Source organism: Streptomyces sp. NPDC048255 (assembly GCF_040652415.1).
Lineage (GTDB): Bacteria > Actinomycetota > Actinomycetes > Streptomycetales > Streptomycetaceae > Streptomyces.
The window spans coordinates 15,366-38,938 of record NZ_JBEZMA010000048.1 but is presented as its reverse complement, the minus strand read 5'-3'; the positions used below and the strand labels follow the sequence as shown (position 1 = coordinate 38,938).

The window sequence follows — 23,573 nt, the reverse complement described above, 5'->3', positions numbered from 1 at the left end:
TGCGTTGCATTTCACTAGTGTTGCAGGCATGACTGACCAGGCGCAGGGGTACAGCCCCAATCCTTCTTTCGGACTCGAACCGCCGCTCGTCCCTGCCATCACCCACGACGCCGTTGTGGTCGTGCCCGGCATCATGGGCAGCGAGCTGTACGACACCAGCCGCAACGAGGTCATCTGGGGATTAGCCAACAGCAGCTGGCTCACCCGGGCCTGGCTCACCCGCTCCGGGCTCGACTCGCTCCGGCTCACGCCCGACGAACTCGCCGGTGAACACAGCCGCGTCAGGGCTCGCCGACTGCTCGAGACCCCCGCCTGGAGTCCCTTCTTCAAGGGTATCGAGCCCTACCACAAGCTCCTAAGCACCATCGAGAACACCATTGCCCACCCCAGCGCCATCCTGCCCTTCCCCTACGACTGGCGCCTGCCGGTCTCCGCCCACGCCCGTACCCTGGCCGCCGCCGCCCGAGACCACCTCACCCGCTGGCGCAGCCACCCCGCTCAGATCGCCGCCCGCGCACACGCCGTCGACGACCGCGAAGCACGCCTCGTCTTCGTCGCCCACTCCATGGGCGGCCTGGTCACCTACGCCGCGCTCACCCTCGGCGGCGACCACGACCTCGCCGACGACACTCGTGGTGTCATGACCCTGGGCACCCCTTTCCAAGGCTCCGTCGTCGCCGCCAACATCCTCAACACCCTCCAGGGCGCGCCCCTGCCCCTGCCGCACAACCGCCTCGCTGCGGCAGCCGTCACCATGCCCGGCGTTCACGACCTCCTGCCCCGCTTCCTCTGCCTGGAGGACGGCTCCACCGTCCGCACCCTCACCCCCACCGACGTCTCCAACCTCGGCGGCGACAAAGAACTCTTCGCAGCGTCCCAGGACTTCTTCCGCGACCTCTACCGCCAGCCGTTGCCCCACCACCGGCCCATCGCCGGCATCGGACAGGACACCGTCCAGTCCCTGCAGCTCCACGCCGGCGTCGTACACGCCTCCGAGTACTGCTTCCGCGAAGACAACAACGGCGAACTCAAGCGCGACAAGCACGGACGACCTCTGCGATACCCGGTCAAGGGGGACGGCACCGTCCACCGTGTCTCCGCCTCACCCGTGCGGCGCGCGATGCCCGTCCACGCCCAGCACGGTGCGCTCGCCAGCGGCAAGCAGGCACGTCGCACGGTCGCCGACTTCCTCCTCGAAGACGACCACCTCGGCCCCGACCAGGCCGACGACGGGCTGGGCCTGAACGTGCCCGACTACGTCCACCCCCATACCAAGTGGGATCTCGCCATCACCGGCACCAACGAACCGGCCGGAATCGAATGCACTGTCTCGGCCGTCGACAGCGACTACACCAAGTCCACCCGGGTCCAGGTCGACGGCGGCGACCGCCTCCGCGCCACCCTCACCGTCCCCGACACGGGCCTGTACCGCGTCACAGTCCGATCCGACCACAGCCACACCCTGACCCAGCTCATCTTCGCCGGCCCGGACAGCTCCGAATACCTCGACGAGTAACAGCGGAGCGGACGGACTGCTCCGGCCCGCGCAAGACCACGAACTGAGCTGCCCACGTGACTGAACCACGCCACCGAGGAAGGCTGGAAGGACTGTCGTCCTCCCTTCACCCTGACCCGGGCCGAACGCGAGGCGTCGCGCGACGGATGAGCGGGCTGGGCCAGCCCTGCTAGGGGCCGGCGCTCGCCCGCCACCGGCATCGCGGCACACCGAAGTAGCTGCGTCCGGCCTGCGACGAGCCCAGCACTTTGCAGACGCTACGCCGTGCGATTTTTAGCTTCGACTGGCGGATCCCGATGTGAAGGAGACGACCGTGACTGATGACGAGCAGCAGCTCGCCGCCCTCCACAACGACCTTCCCGGCCACGACGACGCCCGGTTCTGGCGGGGACTCAAAGAAGCAGCGGGTATCTACCGCATACGCTCGACGATGTCCTCCGTCATCCAGGAGGCGCAAGACGGCGACTTCGAACCGCTCGCCGAGTTCGTCCTCGAGGTCTTCAACCGCGATACCCGACTTAAGGACATCACCGCGGCCCTCGCCACCCATCTCGGCAGCACCCTGAGGGCCCGCGCCTGGATTACCGACGCCATCGCAGCCGCTGACCGCGTCAACCGGACCCACGTTCGGCGCCCCGGCCCCGATCGAGGGCATCCGTAGGACGCGACGTTGCCGGGGCCACGTCAGATACTCCGAGCTCCGACCGCATCGCCTGAACACCGTGGTGAAGCCGGCGAAGGCGATCAGCCCAGCCCATCCGGCCTACGAACGCCTGGCATCACGAGGACGAGAGCCCTTCCCCTGGTCCACACTGGGGGTAGGCGATGAGGAGGTGAAGGGGACATGAGCATTGCCAGCCTTGCCCAGCACCACGGGCCCTGGACCGTCGACGCGGTCCTGGCTCTGGCCGAGGACCGTTCGCACCGCTACGAACTTGTTGGTGAGTCGCTCGTGATGTCTCCCGCTCCTGGCCTGCGTCACCAGCGGGCCAGCTACCGTCTCCACGTCGCGCTCGACGCGGCGGCCCAGGCCGCCGGCGCCGCGGTGGAGGTGCTGGAGGCGATCAACGTGATCCTGCCGTCCGGGCTGGTCGTGCCGGACATCGTCGTCGCTGACGCCGGCGCGACCGCCGAGGACGGCGTCAGCATCGACGCCGAAGCAGTACAGCTGATCGTCGAGCTGCTCTCGCCCGGCAACAAGACCATGGACCGCAAGTTCAAGCCCATGCTCTACGCCGAGGCGGGCATCGAGCACTACTGGCGACTCGAGTTCGACCCGGCCCCGCGCCTGATCGTCAGCGAGCTCGCCTCCGGTCGGTACGTCGAGAAGACGATCGCACTCCCTGGCGCCACAACCCGTGTTGAGGCGCCGTTCCCCTTCGAGATCGACCCGGCCGGACTCACTCAACCCAAGCGGCGAGGCTAAAGGCAGGCCCCGCTGCCGTTTCCATTGGAAACGGCAGCACCGGAGCAGCCTTCATCGGCAGCACTCGGCCCTCAGCTGCCGCTGTCCTCGCTGGCCTGGTCGGCGGCCCGAGCGGGTGCCTGGTGGAGATCGAAGGGGCCTCCGCGGTACTTCAGCAGCCCGACCAACATCACATTCAACCGCTTCGGAGGGGACGGGATCATGGACCTCCTGGCCGTCCTGCTCCGACGGTGGGATGCCGTGCTCGTCATCCCAGGCGGGCCAACCATGATCCAACGGAACGAGGACCGCGAGCTTCTGCCCGCCTCCCTCAGGGACGAGTGGCCCGTCGTCGTGGCGCGTACTGGCGCGGAGATCGACCGAGCGATCCGGACTTCCTGAACGAACGGACGAGGGGCCTGTCCCCGGTGCTTGTCACCGGGAACGGCCCGTCGTCTCCGCACGGGGGCGGCCGCCGACCAGTACGCCTCCGCCGAAGCCACGCCAAGATCCGATGCATCGGCGAGCAGTCCATGGCCACCTTCAGAAGCGGACGCCTGCTGCGACAGTTCCGCTGCAGCAACAACCGGATCACCGACTTCGTGAAGACCGTCCTCGTCCTCACCGCGCCTCAACCTGAGGTTGGAAAAGGCTCAGTCCTTCGGCGAGTTGTGGTTCCAGCGCCTGCGGACGCAAACCCGGGGGACTCTCGACAAGCCCAATCGTCCCGCGCCAGGAGCACTTTTCACCTATTAAAGGTCATGAGAATCATCACGATCGCGAAGGCCGGAGGTTGCCGACATGACCTGCCGGTTGACGTGCGAGCGAGAAAAATTTGTCGCAATCTCACAGGGTGTGGTGTTCACAGCCAATGCCCATTCGTGAATAGTAGGATCACCGTCTGGTTCGCCCCCAATAAGAACTACTTCCTCTCCTTCCTCTACTTCCTCATCGCCACAGTTAACGATCATCTGATCCATGCAGATGCGTCCCACTACGGGGTAACGTCGACCTCGAATCGAAACGGCCATCTGTCCACTCAATGACCGTGGTACCCCATCGGCGTAGCCAGCGGGGACTAGAGCCAAATTAAGCGCTTTCGGTGCAATCCAATCGTGCTCATAGGAAACACCCTGCCCAGCTTCAACCCTCTTCGTAAGCGCAACGTGACTTGTGACCCGCATGGCCGGTCGAAGATCAAAGCTATGACGCTCCGAATATGGCAGCAATCCATAGATTGCCGATCCTGTCCGAACCATATCGAAATGAAGATCAGGTCTTGTGAGCGCTGATAATGATCCGGCCAGATGTCGTCGAACGTTGAGGCCAGATTTTTTTGCCTGACGCCAGGCTCTGGCGAGGAATTCCGCCTGCTCGTCCAGCGTGTTATGACCCCTGACTTCACCGTGCGACAGGTGTGACCACACAGATACAACATTGATCAGGCCTTGTGATTGCGCGGACTTCGCGGCATTCAAAATTGATGCCAAATGATCGAACGCCGCTCCGCCGCGACCCAATCCGGTATCAACCTCAAGGTGGACTCTCGCCGGGCGGCCGACAGCTCGACCCGCATCCACTGCGAACGCCAGCGTGCGAGCTGACTGGACTGACACGTCCACGCCAGCCGCCGTGGCCAATCGCATGCTCTCCGCCGAATTGTGCAACCACGCGAGGATTGGCGCATCGAGGCCGGCCCGGCGAAGCTCCAGTGCTTCTGGCGTTGTGCAGACGCCAAGCCACGTCGCCCCTCCTCTGAGCGCTGCACGCGCGACATCAATCGCGCCATGTCCATATGCATCGGCCTTTACGACGGCCATAACAGCGGCAGCCGGCCGGCCAACGACTTGTCGAACCACGCGCGTGTTATGTTCAATGGCAGATAGATCTACGAGAACATTTAGATATCGGCGCGGAATGTTCGACCAAGCCTCCATAGTCAAGTCCACTCACGAAAGAAATATGTCGACTCCGCTTTGAAGGGCCATGGGGCACTGGCGAGTGCTATCTCATCGCGGAGATCAATATGGCGCCCATGAAAGCCGGTGGATGCTACCAGTGCGAAATGGAATCCGATGCGACCGGCCCCCAACGTGTCCGTTTCCATCGAAGCCCCGATGGGTTCACCTCGCATTGCTCTGTGATAGGTCGTGATTTCGCCAGGGCTGGCCACGGTACTCAGGCTTTGGGACGCCTCAGCCGGACGTGCGTGGGCGGGCCGCGTCGCGCAGCAGGAGCGTGGTGGTCACGCTGCTCACCCCGGTCAGGGCGATCGCGAGGCCGACCGGGACGAATTCCGCGAACACGCCGAAGACCAGGGGTCCGACCCCCTGGATGCTCATGGTGGTGGTGTTCAGCAGTGCGAAACCCTGTCCCTGGAGGTCGGACGGGACCGCCTCCAGGAAGCGTCGCTGCAGGCCGAGCAAGTAGGCGGATCCCATGCCGGTGACCACGTACGCTGCGGTGACCGCCGGATACGGCAGGTCCAGGACGAGCGTGATCGAGGGCGTGCCCATCACCAGCAGCAGTGGCAGGACGAGCCGTTCCCGGGTGGCGGGGGTGAACGCCCGCCCGATGACGACGTCGCCGATGAGCATTCCGACCGACGTGGCTGCCAACAGGGTGCCGGTCTCCGTCGGGCTGAACCCACGCTGCGCGGAGTACGGGATGAGCAGGCTTCCCGCTGCGGCCAAGTACGCGGCGGGCAGGCACTGGACCATGATCAGCTTGAAGACCCCGGGGGCGGCGACGAGCGCTGCGTTGCCTTGCAGGGTCTTGCGCACGATCGACCCGCCCGCCCCGGCCGACCCGCCCGCGCGGACCACCTCGGTGTGCGACAGGAACAGGCGACTGATCACCGACGCGAGCAGGTGCGCGCCTGCGGTGACCAGCATCGTCCGCTCCACGCCCAGCCACACGACCAGCGTCCCACCGGCGGCCATGCCCACCATCTGCGCCGAAACCGCGACGATGTAGGACAGCGAACGCCCGAGCACGTAGGTGTCGCCGGTGAGGACCTCCGCCAGGACTCGGGCCGTGGCCCCGGTGGTGACCGGTGTCAGGCAGGCCACGGCTGCGACCAGGAGCAGGCTGGGCGCGACCGGGAGGTGCCCGAACGCGAGCAGCAGCCCGACGGCGCACTGGAGTGCGTAGCCAGTGGTAATGAGGGTCCGCGGCGAGAACCGGTCCGCCATCGCGGCAAGGAAAAGGCCGCCTGCGGCTTGGGGCAGGAAGCCGATCGTCATCGTCATCGCCGTCAACAGCGGAGAGCCGGTCTGGTCGAACACCAGCACCGCCAGCGCGACGGACCGCAGCGTGTCGGACATGACGCCGAGCAGCCGACCTGCGAATACGGCACGGAACTGGGCGACCGCGAAGACCTGGCCGTAGGTGGCCTTCGTCGCGAACTGATCGATCATGAGCAGGATGCTCCCGAAACTTTCCTGGGCCGAACCGCGTCTACCGGTTGATTGCGGTGATGTGGGTCGGCAGGGCCCGCCACACCTCGGGTGTGTAGAAGTGGCCACCGGGCAGGGAATCGTGCCGGTACGGCCCCAACGCCAGCTCCCGCCACTGGGCGGGGGCGTCCGATTCGATCACCTTGTCGTCGGCACCGGCGAGGACCTGCAGCGGCATGGTCACCCCCGCGGCGCCGTTGTAGCGGAACGTGTCCCGCACGGCGATGTCCGCGCGCATGATCTCCACCGCCATCTCCAGCAGGTCCGGATCGCCCAGCACGTGCTCGGCGATCAGTCCATGCGTGCGCATCCAGGTGAGCAGCTCCTCGTCGGTGTCCTGGCGAGCCGGGAACATGTCCCGCGGCGTGAGGCCACGCGCCGGAGCGTTGCACGAGGACACGACCAGGGCGTCCGGGACGGACGTGCCCCGCGCCTCCAGCCGGCTCGCCACGTCGAAGGCCATCCAGCCGCCCATGCTGTGTCCGAACAGGACGTACGGCCGGTCGCCGACCGCCGAGACGACCGTGCGGGTAGCGTCCTCCGCCAGCTCGTCCCAGGTCGTGGCGAAGTCCTCCAGGAAGCGGCCGTCGCGGCCCGGGTAGCAGATCAGTGCGACGTCAACGTCCGGTGCCACGACCTCGGCCCACGGGTGGTACGGCCCGGTCCCACCGCCGCAGAAACCCAGGCACACCAACGTGGTGGTCGCGCCGTCAAGCTGCTTCGGGCGGATCACGGCGGTGTTCTGCCGTGCTGGTCCCAGTTGGTTCGACACGTGCTGTCTCCTCTATCGGCCGGCTGCCGAGGTCACGTCGGCGTGCGCCGACTGGACGAACTCCGCGAAGTCCCGCAGCATCGGCCGCCGGTACACGTCCCGGATGGACAGTGCGACGCCCAGCTCCTTCTTGACCCGGGCCACGACCCGGATGGCCATCAACGAGTGGGCGCCCAGCGCGAAGAAGTCGTCGTCGGCGAACACCCGATCCTGGCCGAGGACCTCCGCCCACACCCCGGCGACGAGCTCCTCGTACTCGCCCTCCGGGCGCCGCCCGTCCGCTCGCGTGGCACCGGCGTCGGGTTCGGGGAGGAGGGAGAAGTCGATCTTCCCGTTGACGGTCAACGGGAACGCGACGATCCGAACGAACCGCGCCGGGACCGCGTGGGCCGGCAGGAGCGCGGCCACGTGGTCGCGCAGCTCGTCGAGGTCCGGGTCGCCCACGCAGTACGCCACCAGGTCGTCCGCCCGCGCGACCACGACTGCGGCACACCCGTCGCGGTATCCGGCGATGGCCGCCTCGACTTCGCCGGGCTCGATCCGGAAACCGCGCACCTTGACCTGGCGATCGGCCCGCCCGACGAACTCCAGCGTGCCGTCCGCCCGCCACCTGACCTCGTCACCCGTGCGGTACATCCGCCGCCCGGCACCGGCGAACGGGTCGGCGACGAACCGTTCCGCGGTCAGGCCGGGGCGGTTCACGTACCCCCGCGCGACCGCGGGACCCGAGATGTAAAGCTCGCCCGTCACGCCCACCGGCATCTCCGCCAGGCGGTCGTCCAGCACGTGGACCTCGACACCGGGCAGCGGCGGCCCGATGTGCGGCTCGGTGCCCTCGATCGGCCCGGCCGTGGAGTCCACGGTGCACTCGGTCGGTCCGTAGAGGTTGAACGCTTCCACGCGCCCCGCCTCCTTGGCCGCGTCGAGTCGCCGCCACAGCGCGGTGGACACGGGCTCGCCACCCAGGAACAGGCGCAGCGCCGGGGCCGTAACCCCCTGCTCCACGGCCTCCCAGTGCGACGGGGTGGCGTCGATGTCGGTGATCCCGTGCTCGGCAAGTGCGGCGCCGAACCGGGCGGGATCGCGCCGCTGCTCCTCGTCGAGGACGACGACCGTGTCGCCGCGGCAGACCCTGGCCCACTGCTGGACCGAGGCGTCGAACGACGCGCTCGCGTTCCAGCCGACCACGCGGTGGCCGTCCGGGTAGGCGCCGACCGCCTCGAGCCGGTGCAGCAGAGACGCCACCCCGCCTCTGGTCGCGATCACGCCCTTGGGCACGCCGGTCGAGCCCGAGGTGTAGATGACGTAGGCGGCGTCGGCAGGTGTCACGGACACGGGCTCGCCAGTGCTTCCCGAAGCGACCGGCGTGATCACCTCGACATCCGCGAGCCGGGTCGGCCGGTCGTCCGCCGCGACCACCAGCCGTAGGCCGGAGTCCTGGATCATGAAGGCGATCCGCTCGTCGGGGTACCGCGGGTCAAGCGGGACGTACGCCGCACCCGCGCTCCACACGGCGAGCAGTGCGGCGACGAGGCCCACGCCCCGCTCCAGGCACACGCCGACGTGGTCGCCACGGCGCACACCGCGGTCCCGCAAGGCGCCGGCGAGGTCCGCGACCCATGCGGCGAGGTCGGCGAACGTGACGGACGCGTCCGCGGACTGGACGGCGGCACGGTCCGGTGCCGCCTCGACGGACTGCAGGAACCGGGCCAGCGGGTCGTCATCCTGTGCGATGAGGTTCGTGGTCATCTCAGACGAACCTCGCCTCGGCCGGAACGGTCGGCAGGCAGTCCCGCACGGACACCGGATCGCCCATGGCGACGACGATGCGCCGGTCGCCCCGGAACGGCTCCCTGCCGTGTGCGGCAAGGATGTTGTCGACCACCATCACGTCACCCGGCTGCCAGGACCGCCGCATGGTCGCGCCCGCGTACGCGGCGTCGATGGCCGCGAGGTCCTCCTTGGTGACCGGTTCGCCGTCGCCGAAGGACGTGTCGAACGGGAGTCCGTCCGCGCCGAACTCGTCCACGAGGGACTCGCGGATCTCCTCGTCCAGCGACCACGAGTTCCAGAACGCCATGTGGTTGAACCAGACTTCGTCGCCAGTGTGCGGGTGGGTGATCACCCCCGCACGGATCTGACTGGTGCTCAGGTCGTCGCCTGACCAGCGCGCGGCGATCAGGTTCTCGGCGCAGTACGCCTCCACCTGTGCGCTCCGGTCGGCGGCGAAGGCGGTGCGCCAATCCAGGGACACCAGGTCGGAGTAGTTGCGGCGCAGGGCCCAGCCCGAGGAGCGCATGCGCCGTACCAGGTGTTCCGGCATGTCGCGCAACACCGCCCGGCAGTCCGCGACCGGGGTCGCGCCGCCCTCCGCCGGTGCGGTGAGGCAACAGAACACCAGCGTTCCCGGGAAGTCGAGGGTGTAGCTGTTCTCGTTGTGCATCCGGATGGGCTGCGCCGGCGGCAGGTCGGTCGAGGAGAACACGTCATCGCCGTAGCTGTGCCTCGGCGTGGCTTTCTCCCGGTACGGGGTGCGCTGCGGGATGAGCTGGTCGCGGACGGCGCCGAAGTCCTGCACGTCGCGCACCGGCAGGCCGCGCAGGTACAGCACCCCATGCGACCGCATCGCGGCACGGAGTTCGTCGTCGACCGAGCGCAGCCAGTCCAGCGCGTCGGCGAGCGTGGACAGCTCAGGGGCGACGCCCATGGGCGGCGCCCCGGCCTCGAGTTGGATGTCCAGCTTGCGGTCGAGCTGCTTTGCGCCCCATTGATCGGGAGTATTCTTCATCTGACGCCGAACCCTTCCGGAGTGGTGAAACTCGCATGGCCATGGCCTGAAATAGGCCGTGGCGTGAAATCGTCGGAATGCGCCGAAGGTGCGGCTGCCCTCAAATCGCCCGACCAATTTCCCGGTCGCCGTCACGCATAGCGTGGAGGAGCGATTTCGGCCGCAGGTCTGTCCAATTCCGATCGATGTAGCCGAGGCAGGTGTCCCGCGCGTCAGGTCCGTGGACCACGCTCCAACCAGCCGGAACATCAACGAACAGGGGCCACAGCGAATGCTGCCCCTCGGCGTTGACCAGCACCAGGAATTGGCCATCCGCACTGTCGAAAGGATTCGTCAACTTAGCTTCCCCCGTTGAGGCACGTCGCTTTCGCAACTCACACTAGGCGCAACCAACTTCATCCGGCAACCCTCTTATTGATCTTGACGTTACCGATTCGAGTCCTTACGTTGAGTCCACAGTCAGAGGTCATGGCATCCGGAAACCTGCCTATGGCGCGCCATAGGCACCTGGGGCCTGAACAGCCACTTCTGGCGAAATGTCAGCCGTCGACCGCACGCATCGTTGAGACCGATTCGGCGTGCCTGAAGTCGGCGTGCCGTTACTTCGGGGGAAGGACGTGAAGGCGATGGCCAGGTTGCCGAGGCTGCCACAAGCACAGCGCACCGTGAGGGGGACCATCGGAGCGGACGCAAATCGGCTGTCCGGACCGGGAAGCGCGACCCGCACTCTGTCTCCGGACCTGGTCGACGCGGCCCGGTCGGTGGCGGCGGAACACGGCGCGGAGCTGTTCTCCGTGCTGTCGGCCGCTTTCGTGGCGGTGCTGGCCAGGTACGGCGAGGCCGAGCAAATCGAGCTCGGTGGTGCGCCCGGTGAGCTGCTGGCCGTCACGCCCGGCCGCGACGACACGTTCGCCGACCTCGTCCGGACCGTCCAGCTGACCGGCCGCCAGGAGGTCGACGACGACCGGTACCGGGCCGCCGACGCGGTGTTCCGACAGGCGGACGGAATCGCGGACCCGTCGGAGCACCAGCTGGTCGTTGAGGTCCGGCAGCCGTCCGAGGTGGTCCACCTCGACGTGTCCTTCGACGCCGGGGCGTTCGACCACGGGACGGTCGAGCGCCTGCTCGGGCACTTCGCCACCCTGCTGACCGCCTGCGTCGCCGATCCCGGCATCCGCCCGAGGACCGAGGCTCCGTTGCTCACGGCGGCGGAACAGCAGCGGATGCTGGTGGAGTGGAACGCCACCGCGTCCGAGTTCGACCACGACCGCACCCTGCACGCATGCGTGGCCGAGCGGCTCAAGACTGATCCCGACAGTGTGGCACTGATCCACCGCGGGACGACCTGGACCGCCGCCGAGGTCGACAAGGCGGCCAATCGGCTCGCCCACCGGCTCAGGGCCCTCGGTGTCGGCCGGGGCGGCCGCGTCGCGATGTGCCTCGACCGGGGCCCGAACCTGATGGTCGCGATCCTGGGCATCCTCAAGGCGGGCGCCGCGTACGTACCCTTGGACGCCGACTACCCCGTCGAACGCCTGGCGTTCATGATGGAGGCCTCCGACTCCCACGTCCTCATCACGGAATCCCCGCTGTCGCCGCGACTGCCTCAGTCCGACGTCCCGGTGATCCTCATGGACCGGGACGCCGCGGAACTCGATCAACTGCCCGACCACGCCCCCGAGGAGGTCGCCGGTCCGGACGACCTCTGCTACATCATCTTCACCTCCGGCTCCACCGGCCGGCCCAAGGGGATCGCCATCCGGCACCGGGGCGTCGTCAACAACCTGCTGGACATCAGTGCCACCGCCGGGGTCGGCGCCGAGGACCGGGTGATCGCTCTGTCGTCACCGAGCTTCGACATGTCGGTCTACGAGCTCCTGGGGATCGCCGTGGCCGGCGGCGCGGTGGTGTTCCCGGACCCGGGCCGCACCAAGGACCCGGCGCACTGGCACGACCTGGTCCAGAAGCACGACGTCACCGTCTGGAACTCCGCGCCCTCCCTCCTCGAGCTCTACGTCGAACACGTGCGGTCCCTCGGCGAGCAGACCGGGATCCGGACCGTGATCCTGGGCGGGGACTGGAGCATGCCGGACCTCCCCCAGCGCCTCGAGCCGCTTGCCCCCGGCATCAAAGTCTTCGTCTTCGGCGGATTCGCCGAGGTGTCCATCTCCTCCACGTGGTTCCTGGCAGGGGATCCGCTGCCCGGCTGGGCCAGCATCCCGTTCGGGCGGCCGATGGCCGGTCAGCGGCTCTACGTGCTGGACTCGGAACGCCAGCCGGTCCCGGTCGGTGTGACGGGGCAGATCCACATGGCGGGCCTCGGCCTTGCACAGGGGTACTACGGCAACCCCGAGCTGACCGCGGCCAAGTTCTTCGAGTGGTCACACGGCCCGGTACAGGCGGAGCGCCTCTACAGCACCGGCGACCTGGCCAGGTTCCACCCCAACGGCCTGGTGGAGCTGATCGGGCGGATCGACCACCAGGTCAAGATCCGCGGAGTCCGCGTCGAGCTCGGCGAGGTCGAGTCCGTGCTCCGCGAGGACCCCGCGGTCGCCCGGGCCGTGGTGGTCGCCGGGGAGGACACCTCCGGTGACCGCCGCCTGGTCGGCTACGTGGTGGCGCGGGACGGCGCCGAGGTCGACCCGGCGGCGCTGCGGTGTGCGATCCGCACCTGGCTGCCCGAGCAGATGGTGCCGTCCGCCATCGTGGTCCTGGACGCACTGCCGATCAGCCCGAACGGGAAGGTCGACCGGAAGGCGCTGCCGACGCCCACGTACACGGTCGCGGGCGGCCGGGAACCGAGGGACTCCACGGAGCAGGAGCTGTGCGCGCTCTTCGCCGAGCTGCTCGGCATCGACCGCGTCAGCATCGACGACAGCTTCTTCGACCTCGGCGGGAACTCGCTGCACGGAATCCGGCTCGTCCGGCGGCTGCGGGCGCGGTTCGACGCGGAGCTGTCGATCAGGACCCTGTTCGACGCGCCCAGCGTCGCGGAGCTCGCGGCCAAGGTCGGAGAGCGGGCCGGGAGCCGCCGCGCGCCCCTCACGCCGGTCGAGCGCCCGGACCCGCTGCCGCTCTCCCTGGCACAGCAACGGCTCTGGTTCGTCGAGCAGCTCAACGGGCCGTCGGCGATGTACAACATCCCGTTCAGCTTCCGGATCACCGGGCCGGTCGACACCGAGGCGCTAATCGGCGCCCTGCGGGACCTGGTGGACCGTCACGAGTCCCTCCGCACGGTGTTCGTGGCCGAGGACGGGGTGCCGGCCCAGCGGATCGTCGCCACCCCGGCCGCTGCCGACCTCGTCCGGCACGTGCGCCTGCCCGCCGAAGAGCTGGACGCGGCCGTCCGGTCGGCCGCACGGCACGAGTTCGACCTCGCCACGCAGGTCCCCTTCCAGGCATGGCTGTTCGAGTCGGGCCCGGAGCACCACCACCTGTTGATCGCCGTTCACCACATCGCGGGCGACGGCTGGTCGATGCGACCGCTCGCCGACGACCTCACGACCGCGTACGCGGCCCGGTGCGCGGGCCAGGAGCCCGACTGGGCGCCGCTGCCGATCCAGTACGCCGACTACACCCTGTGGCAGCGCGAGGCCCTCGGCGCGGCGGACGCCCCCGACACTCCTCTACACCGCCAGGTCCGGTACTGGGAGGACCGGCTGGCTGGCCTGCCCGACCGCGTCGGCTTCCCCGCCGACCGCCCGCGCCCGGCCGTGGCGTCGCAGGACAGCGCGACGGTGCCGCTGAACATCCCGGCCGAGCTGCACCAGCGGCTCACCGACCTGGGCCACCGCACCGGCACCACCCTGTTCATGATCCTCCACGCAAGCCTGGCGGCCCTGCTCACCCGCTCCGGCGCCGGAACCGACATCGCGGTGGGCACCGTCGCGGCCGGCCGCACCGAAGAAGAGGTCGACGACCTCGTCGGCTTCTTCGTCAACACCCTGGTCATCCGCACCAGCACCGCGGACGACCCGCGGTTCGCCGACCTGCTCGACCGGGTGCGGGAGACGTGCATCGGCGCCGACGAGCACCAGGACCTGCCCTTCGACCGGCTCGTCGAGGTGCTCAACCCGGCGCGCTCGACCGCGCACCACCCGCTGTACCAGGTCAGCCTCACGCTTCAGAACACGCCGGATGCCCGGATCGCCATTCCCGGCGCGGAGGTCACCGGGGAGATCCTGCCCACCGGCAAGCTGCTGACCGACGTGCACTTCGACATCACCGAGACCTGGACCGGCGACGCCCGGCCGGCCGGTGTCCGCCTCGTGGCCCACTACGCCACGGACCTGTTTGAGGCCGAGTCGGTCCGCACCCTGCTCCACCGCTGGATCGCGGTCCTGGAACAGGCCGCCGAGCACCCCGCGATCCGGGTCGGCGAGTTCGCCGCGCTCGGCGCGGAGGAGCCCGCAGTGCTGCCGGTGCCGACGAGCGAGGCCGCGCCGGACCACGCCCCTGCGGGCGCCGGCCGGGCCCCGCGTGACGGCCAGGAAGCGCTGCTGTGCCAGTTGTTCGGCGAGATCCTCGGCGTCGACCGGGTGTCGATCGACGACAACTTCTTCGCGCTGGGCGGCCACTCGCTGCTCGCCACCCGGCTGGTGAGCCGGATCCGCGCAGTCACCGGCGCCGGACTGCGGGTGCGTCAGCTGTTCGAGGCGCCCACGGTCGCCGAGCTCGTGACCCGGCTGCGGGACGGCGCACCGGCCCGCGAGCCGCTGGCACCGCGGGTCCGCCCCGACCGCATCCCGCTGTCGTACGCCCAGCGCCGCCTGTGGTTCCAGGACCGGTTGCAGGGACCGTCGGCGACGTACAACATGCCCCTCGCGTTGCGGCTCGACGGGCAGCTCGACCCCGCCGCGCTGGAAGGCGCCCTCGGCGACATCATCCACCGCCACGAATCCCTGCGGACCGTCTACCCCGACGTCGAGGGGTCCCCGGAACAGCTCATCGTCCCGGCGGACGAGGCGCTCGTCGAGCTCGACTGCCGGCATGTGAGCGCCGCGGACCTGGAGGGCGCGCTGCTGGCGGCGTCCAAGCACACGTTCGACCTGGCCAAGGACCTGCCGCTGCGCGCCTGGCTGTTCGACGTGGCGCAGGACCGGCACGTGCTGCTGATCATCGTTCACCACATCGCCGGCGACGGCTGGTCGCTGGTCCCGCTCGCCAAGGACCTGATGGCCGCGTACTCGGCGCGGCGGGCGGACACCGAGCCGGACTGGGCGCCGCTGTCGATCCAGTACGCCGACTACACCCTGTGGCAGTTGGAGACGCTGGGCGCCGGCGACGACCAGACGAGCGTGATGTCCCGGCAGGTCAACTACTGGACCGAGCACCTCGCAGGGCTTCCGGAGGTCGTGACGTACCCGCCGGACCGGCCCCGGCCTGCGCTGGCCTCCTACGAGGGCGCGATGGAGTGCTTCGAGCTGCCCGCCGAGCTGCACCGCGACCTGGTCGCGCTGGCGCAGGGCTCGGGTGCCACCCTGTTCATGGTGGTGCAGGCCGCGATGGCCGCCCTGCTGACCAGGATGGGCGCGGGCACCGACACCGCCGTCGGCGCGCCCATCGCGGGCCGGCTCGACAACGGCCTCGACGACCTCGTCGGGTTCTTCGTGAACACCCTGGTCATCAGGACCGACACCAGCGGCGACCCGACCTTCGCCGAACTGCTGCGGAGGGTCAGGGAGACCTGCCTGGTGGCCTACGAGCACCAGGACGTGCCGTTCGACCACCTGGTGGAGAGGGTCAACCCGCGCCGGTCGGCCGCGCACCACCCGCTCTTCCAGATCATCCTAGCCGTGCAGAACAACAAGGAGCCGGAGTTCGCCCTGGCGGACCTGGACGTCGCCTTCGACGCGCCGCCGACCGGGCGCACGCAGTTCGACCTGCACGTCGACCTGTTCGAGCGGTTCAACGACGGCGGTCAGCCGGCCGGTCTGACCTGCAACATCGACTACGCGACCGACCTCTACGACGCCGCGACCGTCGTCCGTCTCTTCGAGCGCTGGCGGCGAGTGCTCGCCCGGGCCGTGGCCGCCCCGGACACGCGCCTGAGCGGGCTGCCCCTGCTCGACGCCGCCGAACGCGCGGAGCTGCTCGTCGAGCGCAACGACACCGCCCACCCGATCGTGGACGCCGCGCTGCCCGAGCTGTTCGCCGCCCAGGTCCGCAGGGTCCCGGACGCGGTCGCAGTGGTGGCCGAGCGGGACGAGTGGACCTACCGGCAGTTGGACGAGCAGGCCGAGCGGGTCGCGAGGTGGCTGCTCACCCGCGGCACGCGGCCGGAGGATCTGGTCGCGGTCGCCCTGCCCCGCTCGGCGGAGCTGCTCGCCGTCCTGCTCGGCGTCCTCAAGGCCGGGGCCGCGTACCTCCCCGTCGACCTCGGTTATCCGGACGGGCGCATCCACGACATGATGACCGATGCGTGTCCGGTGTGCACCATCACGACCACCGACGCGGTCACCAGGTTCGCCGGTCTGGTACCCGGGGCACACGTGGCCTCGGCCCGGTCCGTCCTCGACGACCCCGCCGACGACGGCCGGCCGGTCGCGCAGCCGGTCCGGCCGGGCCAGCTGGCCTATGTCATGTATACGTCCGGTTCCACCGGCAGGCCCAAGGGCATCGCGACGACGCACCGCAACATCGCCGAGCTGGTGCAGGATCCGGTGTGGGACAGCGGGCACAGTCGGGTTCTGGCCCACTCCCCGCACGTGTTCGACGCCTCCACGTACGAGATCTGGGTCCCGCTCTGCACGGGCGGAACGGTGGTGCTCGCTCCGCCGGGTGCCTCCGACCCCGGCGTGCTGACCAGGTGCATCGAGGAGAACGACGTCACCGCGGTGTGGATGACGGCGGCGCTGTTCACCGTGGTCGCCGCGGAGTACCCGGAGCGCCTGCGCACCCTCACCGAGATCTGGTCGGGCGGCGACGTCGTACCGGCCTCGGCGGTCGCCCTAGTCCGCGCGGCGGCGCCGGCGACCAGGATCGTCGACGGCTACGGGCCGACCGAGACCACGACGTTCGTCCTGCGCTTCCCGATCGGGGCCGACTTCGACCTCGCGGCGGGCGTCCCGGTCGGCCGGCCGCTGGCCAACACCAGGGTGTACGTCCTCGACGGGTCGCTGGAGCCGGTGGCCGACGGCGTCGCGGGCGAGCTCTACGTCGGGGGCGCGGGCCTGGCCCGGGGCTACCTGGGGCGGGCCGGACTGACCGCCGAGCGGTTCGTCGCGGACCCGTTCGGGCCGCCCGGGTCGCGGATGTACCGGACCGGGGACGTGGTCCGGTGGTCCGCCGAGCTGCAGATCGAGTTCGTTGGCCGGGCCGACGACCAGGTGAAGCTGCGCGGCCACCGGATCGAGCTCGGCGAGGTCGAGTCGGTGCTGCGGGAGGACCCGGCGGTCCTGTCCGCCACCGTGGTGGTGCGAGAGGACGTTCCGGGGGACCGCAGGCTCGTCGGCTACGTCGTGCCGATGCCGGAAGCGGACGCTGACACGAGCGATTTCGTGGCCGACTGGGAGGCGACCTACGAGGACCTGTACGGGGACGAGGACGCCGCCGGGTTCGGCGCGGACTTCTCCGGGTGGAACAGCTCCTACACCGGCGGGCCGATCCCGCTCGACGAGATGCGGGAGTGGCAGGCCGCCACCGTCGGCCGCATCCTCGCGCTGCCCCCGGGGAACGTGCTGGAGATCGGCGTCGGCACGGGGCTGCTGCTCAGCGAGCTGTTGCCGCACGTGGAGTCCTACTGGGCCACGGACCTCTCGTCCTCGGTGATCGCCCGGCTGACGCGTCAGCTGCGCGACACCGAGTGGGCCGACCGCACCCACCTGTCCGCGCGCGGCGCGGACGACTTGGAGGGCTTGCCGGCAGGGCACTTCGACACCGTCGTGATCAACTCCGTGATCCAGTACTTCCCGTCCGGCGATTACCTCGCCCGGGTGCTCGAAGGCGCCCTGGCACTGCTGCGGCCCGGCGGGCGGATCTTCGTCGGGGACGTCCGCAACCAGATGTCGGTGCGCGCGTTCCACGTCGCGGTCCAGGCAGGCCGGCTGGGCCAGGACGCCGAGGCCAAGCGTGTGCTGGAGGCGGCCGACTCGGCCGTGGGACTGGAGCGGGAGCTCACCGTCGACCCCGGCTTCTTCACGGCGCTGGCCGGGCGCTCGGACCTCGGCGGTGTCGACGTCCGGTTGAAGCGGGCCCGAGGCCACAACGAGATGTCCCTGCACCGCTACGACGTGACGTTGTACAAGGCACCCGTCCGGTCGCACCCCGTGGCGGACCTGCCCGAGGTGTCGTGGCCGGGCGGTGGTCTCGACACGGTCGAGGCGATCGTCGCGGCCCACGGCGGCACGGTCCGGATCCGCGGCGCTCACAACGCCCGGGTGGCGGCGGAGTGGCACACCCTGCGGTCACTGGAGGACGCGGCGCCCGCAGCCCGGCTCGCGGACCTTCCCCCGGCCGACGTCCGGCACGCGCTCGATCCCGAAGCGCTGCACGAATGGGGTACCGCGACCGGCCGGACGGTCATCACCACCTACTCCGGGGACCGCTCCGACCTGCTCGACGTCGTGGTCCTGCCGGGAGACCTGGCGACCACGCCGCTCGACGGGATCTGGCAGGCCGAACCGCGCCCGGGCGCCCTGGTCAACACGCCAACCCGGACGATGGCGGCGGGCAAGCTCATCAAGGTCCTGCGCACCAGGCTCGCCGAGCGGCTGCCGGAGTACATGGTGCCCTCGACCCTGATGCTGATCGACACGATCCCGATGACCACCAACGGCAAGGTCGACCGCCGCGCTCTACCCGCTCCTGCCTACACCGGCGACGGCTCCGGGCGCAGCCCGCGCGACGACCGCGAGGCCATGCTCTGCGACCTGTTCACCGAGGTTCTCGGCGTCGACCGCGTCACCATCGACGACAGCTTCTTCGACCTGGGCGGCCACTCCCTGCTCGCCACGCGGCTGGTCAGCCGGGTCCGCACCACCCTGGGCATCGAACTTCCGGTTCGGACGCTGTTCGAGGCGCCGAGCGTTGCCGAACTCGCCCAGCGCCTGACCGGCGGGGACGGGGCCAGGCCGACGCTAGTCCGAGCCGACCGGCCCGAGGTCCTTCCGCTGTCGTACGCGCAGCAGCGGATCTGGTTCGAGAACAGCCTCGAAGGCCCGTCCCCGACGTACAACATGCCGTTCGCGTTCCGTCTCACCGGCGGGCTCGACACTCCGGCGCTGCGCGCCGCCCTGGACGACCTGGTCGCGCGGCACGAACCGCTGCGCACCACCTTCCCCGTGTGGGACGGAACCCCCGAACAGCGGGTCGTCCCCAGCGCCGACGCCGTAGCGCCGTTCACCGAGGTCACGGTGGCGGGCCCGGATCTGGCGGCGCGGCTCTCCGCGGCCGCCCGGCACGAGTTCGACCTGGCCGCCGAGATTCCGATCCGGACGTGGCTGTTCCACACCGGCCCCGACGAACACGTGCTGCTGATCCTCATCCACCACATCGCCGCCGACGGCTGGTCGATGGGCCCGCTTGCCCGCGACCTGGTGACCGCCTACACGGCACGCCGCTCCGACGGCGCGCCGTCGTGGGACGCGATGCCCGTCGACTACGCCGACTACACGCTGTGGCAGCGGCGGCTGCTGGGCGATCCCGGCGATCCGGACAGTGAGTTCGCCCGGCAACTGGGCTACTGGACGGCCCAGCTCGCGGACTTGCCGGACGTGGTCAGCTTCCCCACCGACCGGCCGCGGCACGCGGCCACATCGCACCTGGGCGAGACCATATGGATCGAGGTGCCCGAACGGGTGCACCGCGGGCTCGCGGACCTGGCCCGCAGCCAGGGCGCGACGACGTTCATGGTGTTGCAGGCGGCCATGGCGGCACTGCTCACCCGGTACGGCGCGGGCACCGACATCGCGATCGGCACCGGCATCGCGGGCCGCACGGACGAGGCGCTGGAGGACCTGGTCGGGTTCTTCGTCAACACCCTGGTCATGCGTACCGACACCGCGGGCGACCCGCGGTTCGTCGACCTGGTCGCCCAGGCCCGCGAGACCAGCATCGCCGCGTACGAGCACCAGGACCTGCCCTTCGACCAGGTGGTGGAGAGGCTCAACCCGGAGCGCTCGCCGTCGCGGCACCCGCTGTTCCAGGTCGCCTTCTTCCTTCAGAACAGCCCGGTCGAGCGGTTCACCCTGCCCGGGATGGAGCTGGAGGTGCAGGAGGCTCCCACCGGGAACTCGGTGTTCGACCTGTTCTTCAGCGTCTCCGAGCGGCCGGACCGGGGCGGCCTCGACGTCATGGTCCAGTACCGCACGGAGCTGTTCGACGCGGCGACCATCGACCGGATCACCTCCCGGTGGACGGCCGTGCTCGACTTCGTCCTGGAGCACCCCGGGGCCACGCTGTCGAAGATCGAGATCGTCTCGCCGGACGAGCGGGACGAGCTACTCGGCAAGCGCAACGCCACGGAGGTCGTGTACCCGGAGGACACCGTAGCCTCGATGATCGAGGAGCGTGCCCGGGAGATGGCGGACGCGCCGGCGGTGGAGGACGAGTCCACGGTGCTGACCTACCGTGAACTCAACAGCCGGGCGAACCGGTTGGCGCGACTGATGCGGGATCGCGGGATTCGCCCGGAGGACCGCGTCGCCGTCCACCTGACCCGGACCCTGGACCTGATCGTCGCGATGACGGCGCTGACGAAGCTCGGCGCCACCTATCTGCCGCTGGATCCCGCGTACCCGGACGACCGACTGGCGTACCTGATCGACGACGCCCGGCCCCGGCTGTGCCTGACCACCGGGCGGCCCGCCGACGTGCTGCTCGGACTGGACACGATCGCGCTCGACGACGGCGAGACGCTGACGGCGCTGGCCGGGCAGTCCGACGAGGACCTGGGCTTGGCGCCGTGCCACCCCGAGCAGACCGTCTACATCATCTACACCTCGGGCTCCACCGGCCGCCCCAAGGGCGTCATGGTGCCGCACCGGGCACTGCACAAGCTCGTGCAGGAGTACCGCGCCCTGATGCCCCGCGGTCGGCGCGTTGCCCAGTTCGCGGCCGCCAGCTTCGACGTGTCCCTCCAGGAGGTCTACACGACGCTGGTGGCGGGCGGAACGGTGGTGCTGTGTCCGGACGACGTGCGGCGCGACCCGGCGGCCCTGGGCGCCTGGGTCACCCGTCGGTCCGTCACCGAGCTGCACCTGCCCAACATCGCGCTCCAGGCGCTGGTCGACGCGCTCCCCGGGACCGGGGACGACCTGGCCCCGTTGACCCACATCATCCAGGCGGGTGAGGCCATGGCCCACTCGGCGTCGCTGCGCCGCGCCCTCGCCCGCAACGGCGGACTGACCGTGCACAACGAGTACGGGCCGACTGAGGCGGGCATCGTCGTCATCGCGTGGCGCGGGCGGGAGCTGCCGCCGTCGAGCCCCGAGGTGCCGATCGGCCGGCCGATGGCGAACGTGCGGGTGTACGTGCTGGACCCGTGGCTGGGCCCGGTGGTCGACGGCGTGGTCGGGGAGTTGTACATCGCGGGCACGACCCTGGCCAACGGCTACGTGGGGCAGAGCGGGCTGAGCGCGTCCCGGTTCGTGGCCGATCCCTTCGGGCCGCCCGGTTCGCGCATGTACCGTACCGGCGACCTGGTCCGGTGGAACGCCTCCGCCGAGCTGGAGTTCCTGGGGCGGGTGGACGACCAGGTGAAGATCCGCGGCTTCCGGGTCGAACCGGGGGAGGTCGAGGCGGCGCTGCGCGAGGAGCCGGCGGTGGCCGCGGCCGCGGTGACCGTCCGCGAGGACGCGCCAGGAGACCGCCGGCTGGTCGGGTACGTCGTCCCACCACCGGGCGGATCGATCGACACCATCGCGCTGCGCCGGTCACTGGAGCGACGGCTGCCGGCGCACCTGGTGCCATCGGCCCTGGTGGAGATCGAGGCGATCCCCGTCACGCAGAACGGGAAGCTCGACCGGCGCGCGCTGCCCGCGCCGAGCCGCACGAGCGGTCAGACCGGCCGCGGCCCCAGGGACGACCGCGAGGCCGCGCTCTGCGGACTGTTCGCCGAGGTGCTCGGGATCGACGTGGTGACCATCGACGACAGTTTCTTTGAACTCGGCGGCCACTCCCTGCTGGCCGCCCGGTTGACGGGCCGGGTCCAGTCGGCCCTCGGCATCGGACTGCCGGTCCGTGTGCTGTTCGAGACGCCCACGGTCGCCGGGATCACCGCCCACCTCGACGGTGCCACCGGCCGCGACGCCTACGCCCCGGTCCTCACCCTGCGCGCGGAGGGCTCTGCCGCCCCCCTGTTCTGCGTCCACCCGGCGGGCGGCCTCAGCTGGCCCTACGCCGGTCTGCTGCCGCACGTCGACCGCACTGTTCCGATCTTCGGCCTCCAGGCGGACGGCGTCTCGACGACACCGGCCGGGTACGCGAGTCTGGAACACATGGCCGCGGTCTACGCGGACCGCATCACCCGCACCCACCGCGGCCCGATTCATCTCCTCGGCTGGTCCTTCGGCGGCAAACTGGCCCACGCCACGGCGGTGCACATGCAATCCCTCGGCATCGAGGTCTCGTCCCTGACCATCATCGACTCGAACCCGAACGAATCGGCACACCATCGGGAGAACGTGTACATCGACATCCTCGGCATGCTCGGCCTCGACCGCGACGAAATCGACGACTCGATGCTGGAGTACGAAGGCTTCACCGCCGCCCTTCGCGCCCGAGCCACTCCGCTGTCCGAACTCACGCGTGACCAGGTGGCCAATCTCGCCGAGATCATGGCCGGCAACCTGGCGCTGGCCGACCGGCAGAGCAGCGGAGTCTTCCGCGGCCGCACCACCGTGGTCGCGTCCAGCACCACACTGGACACCACCGCGGTCGGCGCGGAGGCATGGGTGCCCTATCTCTCCGAGGAACCCCACTTCCAGGTCGTGGACTTCGCGCATCTCCATCTCATGACCCCCGAAGCCCTCAAGGTCATCGGGCCGTTGGTGAACACCGCCCTCACCCGAGAACCCTGACCAGGAGCCGGCCGCCGTGACCACGGCGGCCGGCGACTCTCCTCTGGAGGAGCGGGTCGCCAGTCTCGTCCTGCCATTGTTCGGTGATCGCCTCCCGCCGGGGCAGGATCACGACGCACTACAACGTGGCGTCAATGATGCAGGTGCTCTCGCGGCTGGCGAAGACGTCTCGCGGGCAATTGCCGGTGATGGTGCCCGTCGGCGGTGAGGTGAGGCTCGTGCTGGCGCCGCTGGGGCAGACGACCGCCGTCAAGTGAGGTGAGGGGCTGGCCGAAGGTCGCTGGGTTCGCGCCGGAGGTCCAGAGGGTGGTCGGCGCTTTGTCGACGGTCTGGGTGAGCGCCGCGGCCGTGCTGCCAACGAAGTCGGTGGTGCCGCTCTAACTGGCGTTCACGGTGTGGGTGCCCACGCTCGGCATGGCGACCGAGACCGAGGTCGCATGGCCCATCTTCGTGCTGACCAGGGATGCTGCGTCGAGCGCGCCGCCGTCGACGGCGAGGCTAGTGGTGCCGCCGTCCGGGACAGGGCCGTGCCGTCACGGTGAACGAACCCGGCTGGCCGTACACCTACGGGTTGACAGAGTAGGCCAGCGAGGTCTGCGTCACCTGCGGAACGCT

At 69.7% G+C, this 23,573-nt stretch carries 11 protein-coding genes and 1 pseudogene; 6 read left to right on the top strand and 6 right to left on the bottom strand.

The features are described from left to right. Positions 1-28 precede the first annotated feature (28 nt). From AB0D94_RS28730 to AB0D94_RS28715, 4 genes and pseudogenes are all read left to right on the top strand, one after another. Positions 29-1,516 (top strand): hypothetical protein, encoded by a 1,488-nt coding sequence (locus tag AB0D94_RS28730; protein WP_362057309.1) that lies wholly within the window; start codon positions 29-31, stop codon positions 1,514-1,516. A gap of 313 nt (positions 1,517-1,829) precedes the next feature. After that, positions 1,830-2,177, top strand: a complete 348-nt coding sequence (locus AB0D94_RS28725) for a hypothetical protein (RefSeq protein WP_362057306.1) — start codon at positions 1,830-1,832, stop codon at positions 2,175-2,177. Positions 2,178-2,360: 183 nt separating this feature from the next. Beyond that, entirely contained in the window at positions 2,361-2,942 is a 582-nt protein-coding gene (locus tag AB0D94_RS28720) for a Uma2 family endonuclease (RefSeq protein ID WP_362057303.1), read from the top strand. Between the two features lie 476 nt (positions 2,943-3,418). Beyond that, positions 3,419-3,544: pseudogene (locus AB0D94_RS28715) on the top strand (IS5/IS1182 family transposase); the annotation flags it as partial. Positions 3,545-3,673: 129 nt separating this feature from the next. Here AB0D94_RS28715 and alr read toward each other — a convergent pair. The 6 genes from alr to AB0D94_RS28685 all read right to left on the bottom strand — a co-directional run bounded on the left by alr (position 3,674) and on the right by AB0D94_RS28685 (position 10,276). Continuing rightward, a complete protein-coding gene (gene alr / locus AB0D94_RS28710) occupies positions 3,674-4,858 on the bottom strand; it encodes an alanine racemase (protein WP_362057352.1) in 1,185 nt (394 codons plus the stop codon). Positions 4,859-5,116: 258 nt separating this feature from the next. Continuing rightward, positions 5,117-6,340 (bottom strand): MFS transporter, encoded by a 1,224-nt coding sequence (locus tag AB0D94_RS28705; RefSeq protein WP_362057300.1) that lies wholly within the window; start codon positions 6,338-6,340, stop codon positions 5,117-5,119. A gap of 40 nt (positions 6,341-6,380) precedes the next feature. After that, entirely contained in the window at positions 6,381-7,151 is a 771-nt protein-coding gene (locus tag AB0D94_RS28700; protein ID WP_362057297.1) for an alpha/beta fold hydrolase, read from the bottom strand. Positions 7,152-7,163: 12 nt separating this feature from the next. Next, positions 7,164-8,900: a non-ribosomal peptide synthetase gene (locus AB0D94_RS28695; RefSeq protein ID WP_362057294.1), complete on the bottom strand. Its 1,737-nt coding sequence runs from the start codon at positions 8,898-8,900 to the stop codon at positions 7,164-7,166. Between the two features lies 1 nt (position 8,901). Next, a complete protein-coding gene (locus tag AB0D94_RS28690; RefSeq protein WP_362057291.1) occupies positions 8,902-9,939 on the bottom strand; it encodes a TauD/TfdA family dioxygenase in 1,038 nt (345 codons plus the stop codon). A gap of 100 nt (positions 9,940-10,039) precedes the next feature. Beyond that, positions 10,040-10,276 (bottom strand): MbtH family protein, encoded by a 237-nt coding sequence (locus AB0D94_RS28685; protein WP_362057288.1) that lies wholly within the window; start codon positions 10,274-10,276, stop codon positions 10,040-10,042. Between the two features lie 328 nt (positions 10,277-10,604). Between AB0D94_RS28685 and AB0D94_RS28680 the strand changes: the two genes are divergently transcribed. Together AB0D94_RS28680 and AB0D94_RS28675 are read left to right on the top strand one after the other, a co-directional pair. Further along, positions 10,605-22,958: an amino acid adenylation domain-containing protein gene (locus AB0D94_RS28680; RefSeq protein WP_362057285.1), complete on the top strand. Its 12,354-nt coding sequence runs from the start codon at positions 10,605-10,607 to the stop codon at positions 22,956-22,958. An 83-nt stretch (positions 22,959-23,041) separates the two neighbouring features. Continuing rightward, positions 23,042-23,215 carry a hypothetical protein gene (locus tag AB0D94_RS28675; protein ID WP_362057282.1) on the top strand — a complete coding sequence of 58 codons (174 nt, stop codon included), beginning with the start codon at positions 23,042-23,044 and terminating at the stop codon, positions 23,213-23,215. Positions 23,216-23,573: the final 358 nt, after the last annotated feature.

Coding starts and splice junctions, on each gene's coding strand:
- AB0D94_RS28730 (WP_362057309.1), top strand. CDS start 29: ATGACTGACCAGGCGCAGGGGTACAGCCCCAATCCTTCTTTCGGACTC.
- AB0D94_RS28720 (WP_362057303.1), top strand. CDS start 2,361: ATGAGCATTGCCAGCCTTGCCCAGCACCACGGGCCCTGGACCGTCGAC.
- alr (WP_362057352.1), bottom strand. CDS start 4,858: ATGGAGGCTTGGTCGAACATTCCGCGCCGATATCTAAATGTTCTCGTA.
- AB0D94_RS28705 (WP_362057300.1), bottom strand. CDS start 6,340: ATGATCGATCAGTTCGCGACGAAGGCCACCTACGGCCAGGTCTTCGCG.
- AB0D94_RS28695 (WP_362057294.1), bottom strand. CDS start 8,900: ATGACCACGAACCTCATCGCACAGGATGACGACCCGCTGGCCCGGTTC.
- AB0D94_RS28690 (WP_362057291.1), bottom strand. CDS start 9,939: ATGAAGAATACTCCCGATCAATGGGGCGCAAAGCAGCTCGACCGCAAG.